General features: G+C 30.9%; 17 protein-coding genes and 1 pseudogene. 11 read left to right on the top strand and 7 right to left on the bottom strand.

Features of this window, described 5'->3' with window-relative positions:
* The first annotated feature begins 21 nt into the window (after positions 1–21).
* The 7 genes from N4A45_07000 (at position 22) to N4A45_07030 (ending at position 8,318) form a co-directional block, all read left to right on the top strand.
* Positions 22–396: an START-like domain-containing protein gene (locus N4A45_07000; GenBank protein ID MCT4664966.1), complete on the top strand. Its 375-nt coding sequence runs from the start codon at positions 22–24 to the stop codon at positions 394–396.
* 62 nt (positions 397–458) lie between these two features.
* On the top strand, positions 459–1,892 hold the full coding sequence (locus N4A45_07005) for an LptF/LptG family permease (GenBank protein MCT4664967.1): 1,434 nt from the start codon (positions 459–461) through the stop codon (positions 1,890–1,892).
* Complete coding sequence (locus tag N4A45_07010; GenBank protein ID MCT4664968.1) at positions 1,889–3,064, top strand: glycosyltransferase; 1,176 nt, start codon at positions 1,889–1,891, stop codon at positions 3,062–3,064. The genes N4A45_07005 and N4A45_07010 overlap by 4 nt, the downstream gene beginning before the upstream one ends.
* A 134-nt stretch (positions 3,065–3,198) precedes the next feature.
* Positions 3,199–4,215 (top strand): glycosyltransferase, encoded by a 1,017-nt coding sequence (locus N4A45_07015; GenBank protein ID MCT4664969.1) that lies wholly within the window; start codon positions 3,199–3,201, stop codon positions 4,213–4,215.
* Complete coding sequence (locus tag N4A45_07020) at positions 4,215–6,188, top strand: sulfatase-like hydrolase/transferase (GenBank protein ID MCT4664970.1); 1,974 nt, start codon at positions 4,215–4,217, stop codon at positions 6,186–6,188. Before N4A45_07015 ends, N4A45_07020 begins: the two co-directional genes overlap by 1 nt.
* A 118-nt stretch (positions 6,189–6,306) precedes the next feature.
* Positions 6,307–7,104, top strand: coding sequence for a M48 family metallopeptidase (locus N4A45_07025; GenBank protein ID MCT4664971.1), 798 nt, complete (start codon positions 6,307–6,309; stop codon positions 7,102–7,104).
* A 287-nt stretch (positions 7,105–7,391) separates the two neighbouring features.
* Positions 7,392–8,318 (top strand): hypothetical protein, encoded by a 927-nt coding sequence (locus N4A45_07030; GenBank protein ID MCT4664972.1) that lies wholly within the window; start codon positions 7,392–7,394, stop codon positions 8,316–8,318.
* Positions 8,319–8,417: 99 nt separating this feature from the next.
* On the opposite strand, the gene N4A45_07035 is transcribed toward N4A45_07030, so the two are convergent.
* Entirely contained in the window at positions 8,418–8,897 is a 480-nt protein-coding gene (locus N4A45_07035) for an alpha-ketoglutarate decarboxylase (GenBank protein MCT4664973.1), read from the bottom strand.
* Positions 8,897–9,655 carry a septal ring lytic transglycosylase RlpA family protein gene (locus N4A45_07040; protein MCT4664974.1) on the bottom strand — a complete coding sequence of 253 codons (759 nt, stop codon included), beginning with the start codon at positions 9,653–9,655 and terminating at the stop codon, positions 8,897–8,899. The genes N4A45_07035 and N4A45_07040 overlap by 1 nt, the downstream gene beginning before the upstream one ends.
* Before the next feature lie 92 nt (positions 9,656–9,747).
* On the opposite strand from N4A45_07040, the gene thiH reads away from it, so the two are divergent.
* Entirely contained in the window at positions 9,748–10,857 is a 1,110-nt protein-coding gene (thiH, locus tag N4A45_07045; protein MCT4664975.1) for a 2-iminoacetate synthase ThiH, read from the top strand.
* Between the two features lie 141 nt (positions 10,858–10,998).
* Positions 10,999–11,379: pseudogene (locus N4A45_07050) on the top strand (magnesium chelatase).
* An 82-nt stretch (positions 11,380–11,461) separates the two neighbouring features.
* Here N4A45_07050 and N4A45_07055 read toward each other — a convergent pair.
* The 3 genes from N4A45_07055 to N4A45_07065 form a co-directional block, all read right to left on the bottom strand.
* A complete protein-coding gene (locus tag N4A45_07055; protein MCT4664976.1) occupies positions 11,462–12,280 on the bottom strand; it encodes a hypothetical protein in 819 nt (272 codons plus the stop codon).
* Between the two features lie 1,006 nt (positions 12,281–13,286).
* Complete coding sequence (locus tag N4A45_07060) at positions 13,287–13,802, bottom strand: ImmA/IrrE family metallo-endopeptidase (GenBank protein ID MCT4664977.1); 516 nt, start codon at positions 13,800–13,802, stop codon at positions 13,287–13,289.
* Positions 13,799–14,146 carry a helix-turn-helix domain-containing protein gene (locus tag N4A45_07065; protein MCT4664978.1) on the bottom strand — a complete coding sequence of 116 codons (348 nt, stop codon included), beginning with the start codon at positions 14,144–14,146 and terminating at the stop codon, positions 13,799–13,801. Before N4A45_07065 ends, N4A45_07060 begins: the two co-directional genes overlap by 4 nt.
* A gap of 292 nt (positions 14,147–14,438) precedes the next feature.
* On the opposite strand from N4A45_07065, the gene N4A45_07070 reads away from it, so the two are divergent.
* On the top strand, positions 14,439–15,332 hold the full coding sequence (locus tag N4A45_07070; protein ID MCT4664979.1) for a hypothetical protein: 894 nt from the start codon (positions 14,439–14,441) through the stop codon (positions 15,330–15,332).
* A gap of 75 nt (positions 15,333–15,407) precedes the next feature.
* Here N4A45_07070 and N4A45_07075 read toward each other — a convergent pair whose 3' ends face one another.
* Entirely contained in the window at positions 15,408–15,617 is a 210-nt protein-coding gene (locus N4A45_07075; protein MCT4664980.1) for a hypothetical protein, read from the bottom strand.
* 11 nt (positions 15,618–15,628) lie between these two features.
* A complete protein-coding gene (locus N4A45_07080) occupies positions 15,629–16,195 on the bottom strand; it encodes a recombinase family protein (GenBank protein ID MCT4664981.1) in 567 nt (188 codons plus the stop codon).
* A gap of 282 nt (positions 16,196–16,477) precedes the next feature.
* On the opposite strand from N4A45_07080, the gene N4A45_07085 reads away from it, so the two are divergent.
* On the top strand, positions 16,478–17,569 hold the full coding sequence (locus N4A45_07085; GenBank protein ID MCT4664982.1) for an ATP-binding protein: 1,092 nt from the start codon (positions 16,478–16,480) through the stop codon (positions 17,567–17,569).
* Positions 17,570–17,575 lie beyond the last annotated feature (6 nt).

Below are 17,575 nucleotides of genomic sequence, written 5' to 3' on the forward strand. Positions count from 1 at the left end.
AAAACGATTTTAAACACAGATATGATTAAATACACAATTGAATATCCTATGCGATCTTCAGTAAAGATACTCTATAATGCAGTTGCTACACCTAGTGGTCTTTCTGAATGGTTTGCAGAAAATGTAAGATTAAATAATAAAAATTATGTTTTCACTTGGGAAGGATATGATGAAGAAGCTTCAATAGTTTCTAAAAAAGCAAACTCACACATTAAGTTTTCTTGGATTGATGAGGAAGATAAACCTTATTTTGAATTCAAAATTCAAGTGGATGACATTACAAACGATGTTTCTTTGATCGTTACAGATTATGCAGAAGATGAAGAAGATAAATCTGACGCAACAAGACTGTGGGACAAACAAATACAAAAATTAAAATCTTCTATTGGTTCATAAAGCATTTTTAACTTTACAAAAACCAATCTTGGGATTATCTTTGTAGCAAAGATGAAACACCTTTGAAAAAGATTGACAAGCTCATATTAAAGGCCTATTTAGGGCCTTTTCTTGCAACATTAGGTATATTACAATTCATTTTCGTTCTTCAACACCTGTGGAAATATCTAGATGATATTGTGGGTAAAGGAATTGAGTTTTGGGTTATCCTAAAGATGCTCTATTACACTTTTTTTGTAAGTGTTCCACTTGCATTACCCCTTACGGTGATTCTTGCTTCTATTATGTCTATTGGAAATATTAGTGAGCATAATGAACTTACCGCATTAAAATCTTCAGGGGTTTCTTTTCTAAGAGTTCTAAAACCTTTGTGGATTACCTCTATGGTAATGATGCTCGTAACTTTTGTTTTTTCAAACAATGTCTTGCCTTGGGCTTTACTCAAGCAAAAAACCATCATGCGAGATATCCGAAAAAAGAAATTTGCACTCTATATTCAAGAAGGGGTTTTCTATACCGATATCAAAAATCATAGTATCAGAATAGGTAAAAAGCATAAAAACGAAAAAGATATTGAGGATATTATTATCTATAAAAGAAGTCTTAATGGAAGTACCAATGTTACTAGAGCAAAAACAGGGACTTTAAGTTTTACAGATAATGGACAATTCCTAATAATCGACCTTTTTGATGGTAATAATTACGATGAACAATTTAAACATCGACAAAGTAAAGATTACCACAAACTCCCACACCTAAAAACACATTTCAAACAACAAAAGGTTCGTTTTGACCTCAACCCTTTTAAAATGGGTAATACTAGAGAAGAACTCTACAAGGGAAAAGCGGAAATGATGAGCATTAGTCAACTAACTGAACTTAAATCTACTATTGAAGATTATAAAAAAGATCATCATGAAAAATTGTTGATCAATAGTCATAACCAGATGAAGTACTTTAGAAACCTAAAAGACAGTCTTCCGCAAAAGACCTCCTTTGTATCGGTAGATAAAGATCTTGAAAACGACATTAGAAAGTGGATTAAAACAGACAAAAGAGGTTTAATTTTAGATAATATCGGAGGGGAAATACGAGCAACGTATAATCGATTAAGTAATTTTCATGCATCCAATGACTTTGAAGATATCAAGATGCGGAAAACTCAGCTACAAATGCACAAAAAATTCACGCTTGCTCTTTCTTGTATCATCCTCTTTATGGTAGGAGCTCCCATTGGAGCGGTTATCAAAAAAGGAGGAATTGGATTACCCGTGGTTTTTGCCGTTTTGTTCTTTTTGCTGTACTATATGACTTCAAGATTTGGAGAAACAGCTGGAGAAGATGCCAATCTTTCTTTATGGCTAGGTGCATGGTTATCAAATCTGTTATTTCTTCCTTTCGGGATATTATTTATGTTTCAATCTGCACAAGATTCCCCTTTATTTGATAGGAATTTTTACAAAAAAAATATCCGAAAACTCTTCACAAAAAAATGAGAAAACTACTCATCATTAGTCATAAATCACCTTATACTCATATAGATGGAGGCGTTTTGGCTGTCAAAAATCTTTGGGAAGAACTTTTTGAGCAAGTCGAGCATGTGGAGATGATTTGTTTCTCAACTCATAAACACCCACATCTAGATATCAAGGTTCCCGAAAAAATGCAAGGGAAAATTCACGCTCTGAATATTGACACTCAAATAACAATTTTGGGAGCTTTTCAAGCACTATTAAAAAACCAATCTTATCATTTGAGTAGATTCTATTCTGAAGAAATTAGCGATTTTATAAAAAACAAAGTATCTCAAACAAATTGGGATGCCATTGTATTCGAAAGTCTTTTTTCACTAGTCTATGCTTCAGACGTTCGAAAATATTTTAAAGGAAAAATAATTTACCGTTCCCATAATATTGAGCATAAGATATGGGAAAGATTAGCAAATCAGCATTCTGGAATTCTTAAAAAATGGTATTTAAAAAAACTCACTTCACAACTTAAAAAAGAGGAGAAATCACTGCAAAATACCGCAGATGCCATATTCGCAATTTCCAAAAATGACCAAGATTTCTATTTAAAAAATGGATGTGTAAATTCCTTTCTACTTTTTCATCAAAGACATTTTCTGAAAAGAGAAAATCAAATAAACCCAAATCACTTTTTTCATCTAGCCTCAATGAATTGGCAACCCAATATTGAAGCAGTTGAGTGGTTTGTGGAAAAAGTTTGGAAACCTGTTTTTGCTAAAAAACCCAACCTTAAACTCTTTTTGGGAGGAAAAGACATGCCCGAAAAATACTTTGACATGCAGAAATACGGAATCCATGCAGAAGGATATATTCCTCATGGAGATGCGTATATGCAGAACCACGGAAGCTTGATTGTTCCATTATTTTCAGGCTCGGGTATTAGAATAAAAGTGGTAGATGCACTTTCTCTACAAGTACCCGTAATTAGTACTGATATAGGCGTAGAAGGTATTGGGCTTATTCAAGATAAACACTTTCTACAAGCCAATACCGACAAAGAATTTCAAGAGGCAATTTTGAGTATGAATATGGAGAAAATTAATTTCCTTACAGAAAATTCAACTAATTTTGCCTTGGAAAATTTTGATTCCAAAAAATCTATTTCCCGATTTATACAACAGATAAAACAATTAGGTTGAAAGAAAAATTGCTTATTCTAACTTCAAGGTTTCCTTATCCTCTTGAGAAAGGAGATAAATTGAGGCTTTATCAACAGATAATAAGTCTGAGCAAAAGTTTTGATTGTTATTTATTTGCCCTGCATGAAAAAGAAATGAGCAAACAAGAAATTGAAGCTCTTGCTCCCTACCTAAAGGGATCTTTGGTTTTAAAACAATCTTTTTTAAAACGCTATTGGCAGTTGTTTAAGGCAATATTTAATAAATTACCTTTTCAAGTAAGCTATTTTTATAACGCCAGTGATCACAAAAAACTGACGAAACAAATAGAATTGTGGGGAATAGACAAAATCTATTGTCAACTCATTCGTATGAGTCCATACTGCACTGGGCTAAAACAAACCAAATTTTTAGACTTGATGGATGCCATGTCTTTGGCTATGAAAAACAGGTATCAAACAGAAAAATGGTACACAAAATGGCTCTATCGTTGGGAATATAAAAAAACTAAAAGATTTGAAAAGAATCAGATAAACAAATTCAAAACCAGTTTTATCATTTCACAAAGAGATCAAGAATTCATTGGGAATGATGAAATTATCATTGTTAAAAATGGAGTTGATAATGTTTATTTTTATCCACAAAAAACAGAAAAAATCTACGATCTCTGTTTTGTAGGAAATATGCAATACCCGCCGAATAAAAAGGCGGCTATTTTTTTAGCTCAAAAAATACTTCCTAAATTACCCAAGGACACCAAACTACTTATCGCTGGTGCCAATCCTAGTAAAGAAATTATCCACTTAGCATCTGAGCAAATTACCGTTTCTGGATGGATGGATGATATTAGAAAAGCTTATTGGGAATCTAAAATAATGATTGCACCTTTGTTTTCGGGAGCAGGACAGCAAAATAAAATTTTGGAAGCCATGGCATCTGGAATTCCTTGCATCACAACAAGTATGGTAAATGCCAGTATTTTAGCTAAAAATCAAGAGGAAATATTAGAACTAAATACCGCTTCTGAAATGATCGAAGCTTACAAAAAGCTGATAAAAAATTCCAAAAAACAAGCTGAAATCGCTAAAAATGCTCGAAATTTTATCGAAAAGAATTACCATTGGCATTTAGAGAACCAAAAATTAATCGAGAATATAAAAAATAACAATTAGTGGAACACCTAAGGCTAGCTGAAATAAAAGTTTTATTGTACCGCCTCGTTCTTGCTTGGGCGGTATTATTTGCTTCTCGACTCCTGTTTATTGTCTTTAATTTTGACATTCTAGAGATCCCCAATTTTTTAACTTTTGTCAAAATCGTATTTTTCGGAAATGTATTTGACTTCGCCACACTGGCATTTCTGAATATTGCTTTTATGCTTTTTAGTTTACTCCCTTTTGGGATTAATAGGCATCTCTGGTATCAAAAATTTTTAGCACTACTCTACTTTATCCCTAATATAATAGGACTTCTATTAAACTTTATAGACATTGCCTATTATCAATTCAATAATGGAAGACTCACAAAAACGGCACTTGAAGTAGCAGAAAATGAATCCAATTTTTGGGGTTTCTTTCTAACATTTTTTGGAGATTTTTGGTATCTCTTCGTTTTAGCTTTTCTATTCATTTGGGGGTGGGTGAAGCTTTTTAGAAAAAAGAACCTAATACACTCTAAACCAAAAAAATGGCTACCTTATTTTGGCTTTAGCCTCACATGGTTAGTTGTTTTTATTCTCACATTTTTGTACTTTATTAGAGGTGACTTAAATCATAGTACAAGACCGATAACTGTGGTGGATGCAAATGGATATGTAAACTACCCTAAAAATGCCGTTGCTGTACTCAATACGCCTTTTGTTTTCATCAGAACCTTTAACAAAAATGGCATTCAAAAGAAAAATTATCTTCCACAAGAAACCGTAGAAAAAATAGTTCCTAGAACGCTCCAAATCCCTAAAGATTCTAATGATTTAAACAAACCTAATATTGTTTTAATTATGGTGGAGAGCCTGAGCAGAGAATTCCTAGGAAGTTTTAATGAACATAAACAAATCCCTAATTACCAAAGCTATACTCCCTTTTTAGACAGCCTTGCAAATCATAGTTTGATTTTCCCAAACACTTTTGCAAATGGGATGAAATCTATCCATGCAATGGGATCTGTTTTAGCAGGAATTCCTTCTTTTAAAGATGCGTTTACTTCGAGTCCGTTTGTAAATCAAGAGATCGAGTCAGTGGTTTCTATCCTAAACAAGGAAGGCTATAAAACCAAGTTTTTCCATGGAGCAGAAAATGGTTCAATGGGCTTTAATGGTTTTGCAAATATTTTAGGTTTTGATGAATATCATGGTAAAACAGAGTATTATGAAAATGATGAAGATAATTGTAAAGATTGTTATGACCATGACAATATTTGGGGAATTTGGGATGAGCCATTTCTTCAGTTTATGAAACGTGATCTAGATAGAGAAAAACAGCCATTTTTTGCGCATGTATTCACACTTTCGTCACATCATCCTTATGACCTACCCAAAGAATATGAAAATTATTATCCAAAAGGGAAAATTCCATTGCACGAATGCGTGGGTTATACAGATGATGCGCTAAGAAAATTCTTTGCTAAATCTTCTCAAGAAGAATGGTTTAAAAACACCATTTTTATGATCACTGCCGACCATACAAACCAGTCTTTTTATACAGAGGAGTACTACAAAATGCTTAATACTTTTGCTGTACCCTTTATTCTATATGATCCTCACCATAGATTTCAAGGAAAAAATATGAGCTTGGCTCAACAAATTGATATTTTCCCTACAATTGCAGACATCATCGGTTATGATCAGCCTTTTAGAAGCTGGGGAAATTCTCTATTGAATACGAATAGAACTCCTAGAATCATAACAGGGAGAGATGGTTTGTTCTTTTACTCAGAAGGTGAATTTATTGTATCATTTGATGGCGAAAACATAAGAGGAATTTACCATATTGAAGATCTTGGCTTAAAAAATAATATTTTAAATAAAAAAGACAAAAAGCACCTACAACTCATCAAGCATTGTAAAGCTTATATCCAAGATTATATGGAACGTATTACTTCCAAAAATTTAACGAGTAAAAATGCTGCTTCCACATTAAGAAAATAACAAGTTATATCTACAATAAAACACCGAATATCGAAATCCAAAAAATTGGCACGGCTTTTTTATTAAATTTGTAAACGAAAAGATTTTAAAAAACTTTTTATTAAAAAAAATTATCAAAATGAAAGTAAAATTATCATTGATGAGTATAGCTCTAGTCGCTATTTTCATATTTTCATGTAACACAAACCCTATTACAGGTAGAAAGGGACTTAGCTTAATTCCTTCTTCTCAACTTACAAGCAATAGTTTTTCTGCTTATAAAGAAACCCTTTCTAAAGCAAAATTATCAACCAATCAAAAAGATGTGGCAATGGTAAAACGTGTAGGGCAAAGGATTCAAAAAGCTGTAGAAAAATATTATGCTGAAAAAGGTCTTTCTAGTAAACTTGCTGGTTTTGAATGGGAATATAATTTGATAGAAGAAAACACGGTAAATGCTTGGTGTATGCCTGGTGGTAAAGTAGCTTTTTATACAGGAATACTTCCTGTGTGTCAAACAGAAACAGGTGTGGCAGTAGTTATGGGACACGAAATTGCTCATGCTGTTGCAAATCATAGTGGAGAAAGAGCTTCAAACCAAGTAGTGGCTCAAGTAGGCCTTGCAGGATTATCATCTTGGGTTTCAAATAATCCTTCTTCTTTTAAGCAAATTTTGCTTCAAGCAGCTGGTGTAAGTTCAAAACTAGGAATGCTGAAATTCTCGAGAAGTCATGAAAGTGAATCAGATCACATGGGATTGATTTTTATGTCAATGGCAGGATATAACCCAGCAGAAGCTCCAAAATTTTGGGAAAGAATGCAGGCAGCTGGCGGTCAAGCACCACCAGAGTTTCTTTCTACACACCCAAGCTCATCAAGACGTGTTAAAGATTTGAATGGATGGCTACCAGAAGCCATGAAGTACTATAAAAAGTAAAAAAAGACATTAGCGATTCTTTTGAATACCTTTCTAAAACTAATGAAGATGTATATAACAGCTGGAAATATGGTGCAAGAATCCGTTTAGATCTTATTTTTAATGTAACAGAATCTTTTGATATTGGACTTAATATGCAATTAGAAAGAGATTTTTCTACACATAAAGCAAATACCTCTTTCTCCAAATATTACGGAGAAAGACAACAAGCAAGTTCAAATAGTTTTGGACTCATTTTCCTCTATAATTTATAATACAGTTAAAATTCTCACGCTTTGAAAAAACTCATGTCAGCAGTCTTTATTTTCTTGATTAGCCTTCAATTTGGCTTTGCACAGGAATTTGAAATTTACAATCAAAAAGTTAAAGAAGCAAATTCTTTGTTGAAAACGGAACAATATAAAGAAGCCTCAGAAAAATATGAAGAAGCCCTAGCCAATGCGCCAATAGATTTACCCCATCATCAGATGGATGCTGCAAAAGCATTTTCAATGGCTGGAAATAAAGATAAAGCCTTTTTCTATTTATCAAAAATGATTGATCAGTCTAAATTCAGGATGTATGATTATATTGTAAAAGACCTTCATTTTCAAACCCTACATGAAGACCCAAGATGGAAAGAAATACTTGTAGCAATTCTTATAAACAAAAATGAATATGAAAAACACTTTGACAAAGAAGTTGTAGGGAAACTAGACACTGTCCGTCTCTTTAAAGAAATGTATCGAGAAAAATATTTTGAAACGGTGAAAGAATATGGGGAAAAATCTCAGGAGGTTTCCGAAGCTCTTGAACAAATTAGAAGCACCGATTCTTTAAACTTTGAAATTGTTTCAGAAATCTTGGATAGAAAAGGCTGGCAACCTCAAAAAAGAATTGGATTAAAAGGAAGCCATACACTCTACACAACTATTTTAGAAACAAAACTAGAGAACCAATTGAAGTATTTACCCATGATTAGGGAAGCTTATAAAGAAGGAAATGTAAGCTCTACACAACTCTCCTTCATAGAAGATCAAGTAGCTCTCAAACAAAGGAATAAACAAATTTACGGATCCCAACTTGGACGAGACTCTATTACAGGTAAACCTTTCTTACTTCCTGTTGAAGATCCTGAAAACGTAAATAAAAGGCGACATGAAATAGGACTGCCAAAAATTGAAATATTTCTTTCGGTATGGAATATTCAATGGGATCCAAAAGAACATTTATAAAACCTATAGAAACGATTTTCTAAATTCTTCATTTTGAATAAAAAAACGCCTTTTCGAGAAATTCGAAAAGGCGTTTTTTTGTAAACTCTATCTAGATTCTTAGAAATACACCCGTATAAAAGGTTGTGTTCTTAAATGTGGACTTTTACCAGGTTCATGTAATACATCGTATTCTAAACCAACAGTAACATTTTCTGTTCTATACCCTATTCCCAAAAATAATGAGGGGATATAAGAGGGTAATTGATCTGAAAATTTTATTCGAGAATATTCCAATGCAGTAGAAAACTGAATCATTTCTATAGGATTTACCAACCCGATTAAGTTAACTCCTAAACGAGTAGCCGAATTCAAATTATTTCCAGCATATTGGAAGGTAATTCCTCCTCCCCAAGAAAGGTATTTATTATAATCATAAATAGCTGATGGTGCGACCAAAATACTGGTTGTATTCCCAAAAGTACCACCTATATTCCCTCCAAAACGCCATTTTCCTCTTTTTTGACTATTTGCAAATTGACCATAAGACAAAGAACTAAAAGTCAAAAGGAACAATAATAATAAACTTGCTTTTTTCACTATAAACTTAATTTAATTTTCACTAAAAAAACATCTGGGAAACTATTTGCTATTTGCATAGCTTTTGCTTTTGCTTTTTCTCTTGAGTAAAGCCCTCCTACAAGCTTGTAAATGGTTTTTCCATTCGCCTGTTCCTTAAAAATAAATAAGTCTTCATTCTCCGAAAATCCCATCTTTTTTGCTTTTTCTTTTATTTGTTCAATAGCTTCCAAGCTTGAAAAAGCTGCCAATTGGATTCCATATACCGAAGGTTTTACAGAGTGCCCTACAATTGTTGGAAAATTGGTTTTAGAAGTGTCAGCAAGCTTTACGGCTTCCTTTTTTACTTGAGAAAAAGATTTATCGGTTGTTCTAGGCGCCATTCTTCTTACTAGATGACTGTTGTTTTTATACTGAATAATTTTCAATCTTCCCTTTACTTTCCCACGTTCAGTAAAACTCAAACTCTCAGCAGTAGCTCTTGATACTCTTAAAAATTCTTTGGCATCTTTAGGAAGTCGGTCATTAATTTCTACAAAAACACTTTTTTTATTTTCAATATTTACCACTTCAATTATGGTATGAAAGGGTAAAGTTTTGTGAGCTCCAGATATTTTAGTTTTGTCATACACCTCACCATTTGCTGTTTTGTTTCCGTGCAAATTATCATTATAATAACTCATTATTCCCTCTTGGGTATCTCCAATGCTCATTTGGGCAAAACCCGAAAAAACGATTCCGATGAAAAGGATACTTAGCTGTAAAATTTTATTTCTCATATCGTGAATTTATACAAAGTTTAAAAAAAAGAGAAAAATATCATCTCAATTCTAGATTAATGTGGAATTTTGTTAAAGAAAAATCTACATTAATGAGTTTCCAAAAAGTATTTGATAGCTATAACTGGGAAATTACCAAAGAAAGTATTTACCAAAAAAGCACCAAAGACGTACAACATGCACTGGCTAAAGAGCACCTAGATCTTGAAGATTTCAAAGCCCTTATTTCCCCTGCAGGTCTGCCTTTTTTGGAACAAATGGCTCAAAAAAGTCATCAGTTAACCATCAAGCGTTTCGGTAAAGGAATTCAGATGTACGCTCCCATGTACTTGTCTAATGTATGTGAAAATATTTGTACCTATTGTGGTTTTTCGATGAACAATAGAATTAAAAGGAGAATTTTAACTGATGCAGAAATTATAGAAGAAGCAAAGTTCATTAGAAATTTAGGCTATCAGCACATTCTTTTGGTAACAGGTGAAGCCAATAGAAAAGTGGGCGTTAGCTATCTAAAGAATGCTATTGAATTAGTAAAACCCTATTTTCCATATATTTCTATTGAGGTACAACCCCTTGAACAAAATGAATATGAATCGCTTATTTCAGCAGGACTTCATGCAGTTTTAGTTTATCAAGAATCATATCATAGAGAAACGTACCAAAACTATCATACCAGAGGAAAAAAATCTAATTTCGATTATCGCCTTGATACACCAGACAGACTTGGAAATGCTCAGATTCATAAAATAGGAGTTGGAGCACTTTTAGGACTAGAAGACTGGAGAACCGAATCTTTTTTTACAGCTTTGCATCTAGATTATTTGGAAAAAAAATATTGGCAAACAATTTACTCTATCTCTTTTCCCAGAATACGTCCTCATGAAGGCGAATTTGAACCAAATATTTACCTTTCTGACAAAGAATTAGTACAGCTTATTTGTGCTTACCGACTTTTTAACCCAGAAGTAGAACTTTCTATTTCCACCAGAGAAAGTGAAATGTTCAGGGATCATATTATCAAACTCGGAATCACCAGTATGAGTGCCGAATCTAAAACAAATCCTGGTGGTTATTCTGTAGATCCTGAAAGTTTAGAACAGTTTGAAATATCTGATGAAAGACCCACGCAAGAGATCGTACAAATGCTCAAAAAAAATGGCTATGAAGCTGTTTGGAAAGGATGGGACATGGCGCTTCAATAAATATTTGCCATAATAATAATGTTTTATCCCGCATTTTGAAAACATAAATAACTATTTAACTAACAAAAAGTTACTTAATTGTATTTTACAATTTTCTGATAATTTTTTCATATTTTAGAGAGCAATCTAAATTTTAAAGAAATGTTTATTAAACTCTCTGCCTGTGCTTTAATGGGAATAGTAGCCACCAAAATCACTATTGAAGTAAATATGGATATCGGGCTCAAATATTATTTGGTAGGTCTGCCAGATTCTGCCGTAAAAGAAAGCGAACACCGTGTTGAAGCAGCTATTAAAAATATTGGATATCGTAGGCCGGGAAAAAAGATTGTAATTAATATGGCCCCTGCCGATATTAGAAAAGAAGGTTCAGCTTATGATGCTACTATTGCTCTAGGTATTTTGATGTCTTCAGGACAAGTAAACTTTTCAGCAATCAATGAATTTATTGTTATGGGTGAATTATCGCTCAATGGAGATCTTCAACCTATTAAAGGTGCGCTACCTATAGCCTTAAAAGCTGTCAATTACAAAAGAAAATGAGAAAACACAAAAGTAAATGAGATTATTACAAAAGAATGTAAGAAATGGCAGGCAGAATAACTTACACACTTAGCGATATACTGCCTTCTTCAATCCAAATTACATCTATTTCTCTTGATAAAGGTTTTAAATTTATATTTGCTTTATAATTTATTGAATACTGATCATTTTCTTGATCTGTATAGACTACCTTACATTTTAATATAGGAATATTTTCAACAATTGAGAGCTCCGAATTTTCAGCGATTCTTTGTATAATGACTAAAAAACCGAAATACGATTCACAAATAGGTATTAAAATCTCATCTTCTTTAAATATATTACCTATAACATGTTCTTCCATTCCTTCATAACACCTATACAACTCAAAATCATGTATTTTTAAAACTATTTTATTATTTTCTTCAATAAATTCATATTTAATATTTGTCACATTTTCTAAACCATCAATGTACTTGACTAATAATTCGTGATTAAAATAATACTCTACATTCACATTCTTAGCTATCCCATTACCAATGTTTATTAATCGAAAATATTGACTATCTCTAGTAGTTGTTTCATTGAAAGTCCACATAGGAAAACTTCTACTTATTATTCTATCTCCATCAAAAGAAAGTAAACCTTTAAACTTTCTATCAAATACAATAGTTGGTAAATACGAATATTTTATTTGTTTATCAAATAAAGCATTCTGCTCTTCAGCTTGTTTAAGTTTATCTGCTGATATTTCCTTTTGTCCTTTATTTGTTTTATATGTTAAATACGCTATTATAGTTGTTGCTATAGCAGTCACAACAGTAAAAACATCAGTCAAACTAAAGCCTACAGAATCTATTAAGATACTAACCTTAACAATAAAATTTTCAAATACATTCATTATTCTTTTTGTTCTTTGTGATCACTTTTTTTTTCAAAAGATTATGATAAAATCGATCAGAGACCTCAGAATCATGAATTTGATAAATTGAAATCTTTCGTATTCCTCCAGATGGTTTTGGAATATTTTTCACCATTGGTTTGGATGGCATATATGTTCCATTCAATTTTTTTTTAGAAACTGATTTAGCAATTTGTTTTCTTCGTTTATGAACATAAAATGGGTTATACAATTTATTTTCTTTCCATTCTAATGGTATACCTATTTTTTTGGGTTTAAGGTTTAAATATATCTAACTCAATCTTTCATGAGAAATATGAATATAATTATGATATAAATTATATCTATTCATTAATTCCCTTGCTTGAATTTCAATATCTTCTAGTAATATTTCCTCCATAATATATAATAAAACAAATATGTCCTGTAAAAAAATACAAGACATATACACGGGTTACATAATTAAAAATAAGTTCTAATTTAATACCATATGTTTAGAAATAATGATACACCATTCTCTAAAAAAGAGCTGTAATGAAACCCGTTAATTCCATAAGAATACCCACAATATAAAACAAAAAATGATAATAAAATAATATTTCATTTTCATAAGCTTATAGCGTAAACTATTACATTTTAAAAATTAACTTTTATTAATTTACTCTAATAAATTTATAAAAAAAATGACCCATCTGGGTACGCTATATTCAGGAAGCTTGATGGGTTCTATTAATACAAAACTAGTATATTTTTGTGAAAAAAAATCAACTATCAGTATTCTTTCCAGGAATTGGGACTAAATATGGTTCATTCGTTAAATTCCAATGTAAAAGTAAATTCCCACAGTACAATTGAGCCATCCTTCTTCTTTATATGGAGCTTTTAATTCATCATACTTTAATTTATACTTTTGATTACATTTTAAACAATAAAATGTACCATTATCTAATTTCTTACAGTTTTTATAGTGGTGCATGAAAATTTTCTTCGTTTATTCACTAAATAATTAAAACAGACCATAACCTAGGTTAGCTAGGCGAAATGACATTGCTTGGATACTAACATTAAACTTTTTTGCTAAATATTCTACTGCATCAGAATTAACATTCTTCTCAATTAAGTTTATTTCATATTCAATAAAAGATTTAGGCATCAATAATGCAGCTGCGAATGCATTTGCTTCTCTTTCTTTTTTTAATTCACCTGTAGATGAATCTTGATTTCTGTATAATCTGTTTTCACCTTTATCAACAAAAATAGGGAATCTACTATGCAGGAAAAAATGCCCCAATTCATGGGATATTGTAAACCTCTGCCTCTTTTCATCATGAGATTTATTATACCTAATATAAACATTATCCTCCTTAAGTATTAATACTCCTGATATTGAATCTTCTAATACTTCAGGCTGAACATCAATACCATAATGTTTTGCAATTTTATAAACGTCAATAAAATCACATTTTTCGATATTCAATTCCGACAAAATTTTTGTGGCTTTTTCTTCTATAAATTTGTTCATGATGAAATTATTTTATCAATTACACTTCCTAGACTATCTAATTCCAAAGAATTAAAGCTATCAGGCTCCAAATATTTCAAATAATTATGTGATGCTTTTTTCTCTTGTAATTTAATATCTTCTAATGAAGGTAACAGTGATGAAATCTCTATCTCAAGATAATTTGCGATCATATATAAAGTTGACAATGAAACATGATGCCTACCACTTTCTATGTTAGATAAAGATGAGCGACTAATTACTAGTAGATTAGATAAAGTTTCTTGACTTAACCCTTTTTCTCTTCTTAGGTTCTTAATATTTCTCCCTATATAAAGGTATATACCTTCCTTAAATTTATCCATACCGATCCCTTTAAAGTTTGCTAAAATAGTAAATATGTTTAAATGATAAACAAAACAATACTAATTACAACTACAATATACACACTTTTTTGTTAAAACCAAAATAAATGTTTATATTTGAAACATTGAAAGAGGGATGTATGTTTGTAATACAAACATACATCTAGTGTTTAACTTAAAATGATGCGTATGATTAGATAATTATTATTTTTTAAGAAACTGTGAAAGTAGCATGCAGTTAAACCCTATTAAATATTTGCTACACTTTAATTAATACTTTATAAAAAATAATATGCATAAAGTAAACTTTAATGAATACTTCGGTATTCAAGATCTGGATACAGATCATATCAATATTCCTCTTGATGAGGATTTAAAGGCTTTTATTTGCCCTTATCAAATTTTTAATAGCTCACATCCAACAGCTTCTCAAGTCAAGGCACGTCATGATGTATTCTTTAAATATGTGATTACAGATTTAATCAATCCTAAATCAGAAAAAAAAGCTATTACATTTTTAGCAAATCTATCAGAACCAAATGAATATCATTTAGGATACTCAAAATCTAACAAAGGTAAAGGTATTGCTAAAGAAAAAGCCAGTAATATATACACTTCATTAAGTGATCATATATTTGTAAAAAATAATATTACGATTACCCATGAAGCGAGACATATATTGTTAAATGTTGAAGGTATTGGTCAAGACAATATGTCTGATATTATTTCAGATATTGCTAAAGATATTTTTGCTGAATTTACATTAAACCAGTGTAAAAAATATGGAATTACAACTGAACCTTATAAGGTTAAATATTTTTGTCAAGAGAACTTTATTTGGAAAGTTAAAGAAATGCATCTTCCATATTATAAAGGTAAACCTATAATATTATTACCTAAGTCAATTTTGAGTAACTCTAGAAGTTATCCTGAAAGATTCAACTATCATTGCTGTGTCAATAATATCGTTCCAAAAATACAAAAAAGAGAACTTCATATAGACAATCACAATGATTATATAAAACAGTATAAGACTCAAGAAAAGGTTTTACATAACAAAGTTTTTAAGGACTTTAAAAAACCAAAAGGAAGTTTGTACTTATTCATTCAGGAATACCCAAACTCATTGTTAGAATTTGATGAATATGTTAAATACAATTTACCTTGTTACTCAGAAATATCCTAACAAAAAAGAGACTATTCGATAAAAAAAGGGTAGTCTCTTTTTTTATAACGACTTTTTCAATAACCAGTTATCTATTTAATGGTCTTGAAAATATACTCCTATTTTCTCTCCAGTAGTTAAATTCGTAACCATACAATCTCCAAATGGATTATGTTCTCTCCAATACAATTTATCACCAACAGATAAATTATCATCAGAAATCATTTCAAAAATAGAATCTCCTGAATCAGTTGAAACGTAAATCATTCCTGTTTCCTTTTCAATTTTAGTAATTTCTCCTTCCATAAATAACATTATTAATTTGATTGTTTGTCGACTCTATAAAATGTAGCTTTACTGATATTTGCTTTATTACAAGCTTCAATTATTGGCACGTTCATATTTTTATAAAGATGATTTGCATAATTATATTTCTCTAAGGTCTCTTTTTTAAAACCTCTTGGACGACCTAAATGTTTTTTTCTTTTACGAGCATTGACTAATCCAGCTTTTGTCCGTTCACTGATTAAATTCCTTTCAAATTCGGCCACCGAAGCAAAAATCTGAAGTAAGAACTTACCATTAGCTGAAGTAGTGTCGAATTGAGGTTCTGTTAAGCTTTTAAAGTTAACCTCCATCTTTCCCAATTTCTCAATTAAATCAACCATATTCTTAAGTGATCTAAAGATTCTATCATTTTTATAGATAATAATTAAATCACCCTTTCTAACATAGGAAAGCATTTGATTCAATCCTTCTCGATCTTCTCTTACACCGCTTGCAACATCCGAAAATATTTTTTTACAACCAGCTTCTTTCAGTAATGTAATTTGAGTTTCTAAATTTTGTCCTGGGCGACTTACCCTTGCATAACCAACCTTCATACAATTTCTTATATATGTCTCATAAAACTATTATTTACGAAACTAATAAAAAAGACAATAAAAAAGACAGGTTTGATTAGAAAATTGAATAATTCCACTCTGTCTCATAAAACGAACGTTTAATAAGACTTAATTCTTAACATTTGCAAATAAACCAAATAAGTGTAAAATATTACGATTTTTAGTAGAATAATCACGATTAACGATGTAAATATAACAAAATAACGCACGTTAATACGATTTTTGTATATATTTGCATTGTGAAGTATTAAAAAAGCAACTATGTATACAGAGTTAATCAAAATAATAGAAGGAAGTCTTAAAAATGATAACAAGAAAGTTTTAAGTTATTCAAGACATTTAGCAAACAAGCTAAAAGAGAATGGTGAAGTTAAATTGGCAGAGAAAATCCTGGCAACCATTAATGGACATCATAACCTACCAGTATTTAAAGATGAGTTATTTGAAGCTCCTGTTGATAACGACACTAGGTTAAATATAGCTGATGTAATTTTACCTGACAATATTGATTTAGACGTAAACATTTCTCCTAGTTTGAAAGAGCCAATCAATAATTTTCTTTCTTTAATAAGATCAAAAGATCAAATTCAAAGTAAAGGTTTTGAGATGAATTTATCTCTATTATTATATGGTCCTCCTGGATGTGGAAAAACAACTTTAGCAATGCATATTGCAAAAGAATTAAATATCCCCATTGTAATCGCAAGATTTGATTCTTTAATATCTTCTCTTTTAGGAAATACAGCAAAAAACATTAGGCGATTGTTTGATTATGCAAAGAACAAACCTTGTATACTTTTTCTTGATGAATTTGATGCCATAGCTAAGGCTAGAGATGATAATAATGAAACAGGTGAATTAAAAAGAGTTATTAATAGTTTACTTCAAAATATCGATGATTTTTTACATAGCGGGATATTAATTGCAGCAACAAATCATGAACAATTACTAGATCGGGCGATTTGGAGAAGATTTGAGAAAACGATACATGTTAGCAAACCTGATGTTAATGAAATTAAATATTTGATAAAAGAATATTTAAATAAAATTGATGATTTTAATGAAAATATTGATGATAAAAAAATTGAAACATTATCAAATTGTTTCAAGACATTATCCCATTCTGAAATCATTAAAATTATTAACAGTACTTATTATAATTCCATAATTGATAAAACAAGTTTTAATTATGAAGAAATATTTTGTGAATTTTTTAAATATCAAAATAATAACCAATATAATACCGAAGAGTTTATATGTTTTTTAAGTGAGTGTAATATTACTCAAAAGCATATATCTGAATATCTAAATATATCAATTAGACAGGTCCGTAACGCAATTAATAACGAATAAATCTAT

The sequence above is a fragment of the Flavobacteriales bacterium genome, from assembly GCA_025210805.1.
Classification (GTDB): domain Bacteria; phylum Bacteroidota; class Bacteroidia; order Flavobacteriales; family CAJXXR01; genus JAOAQX01.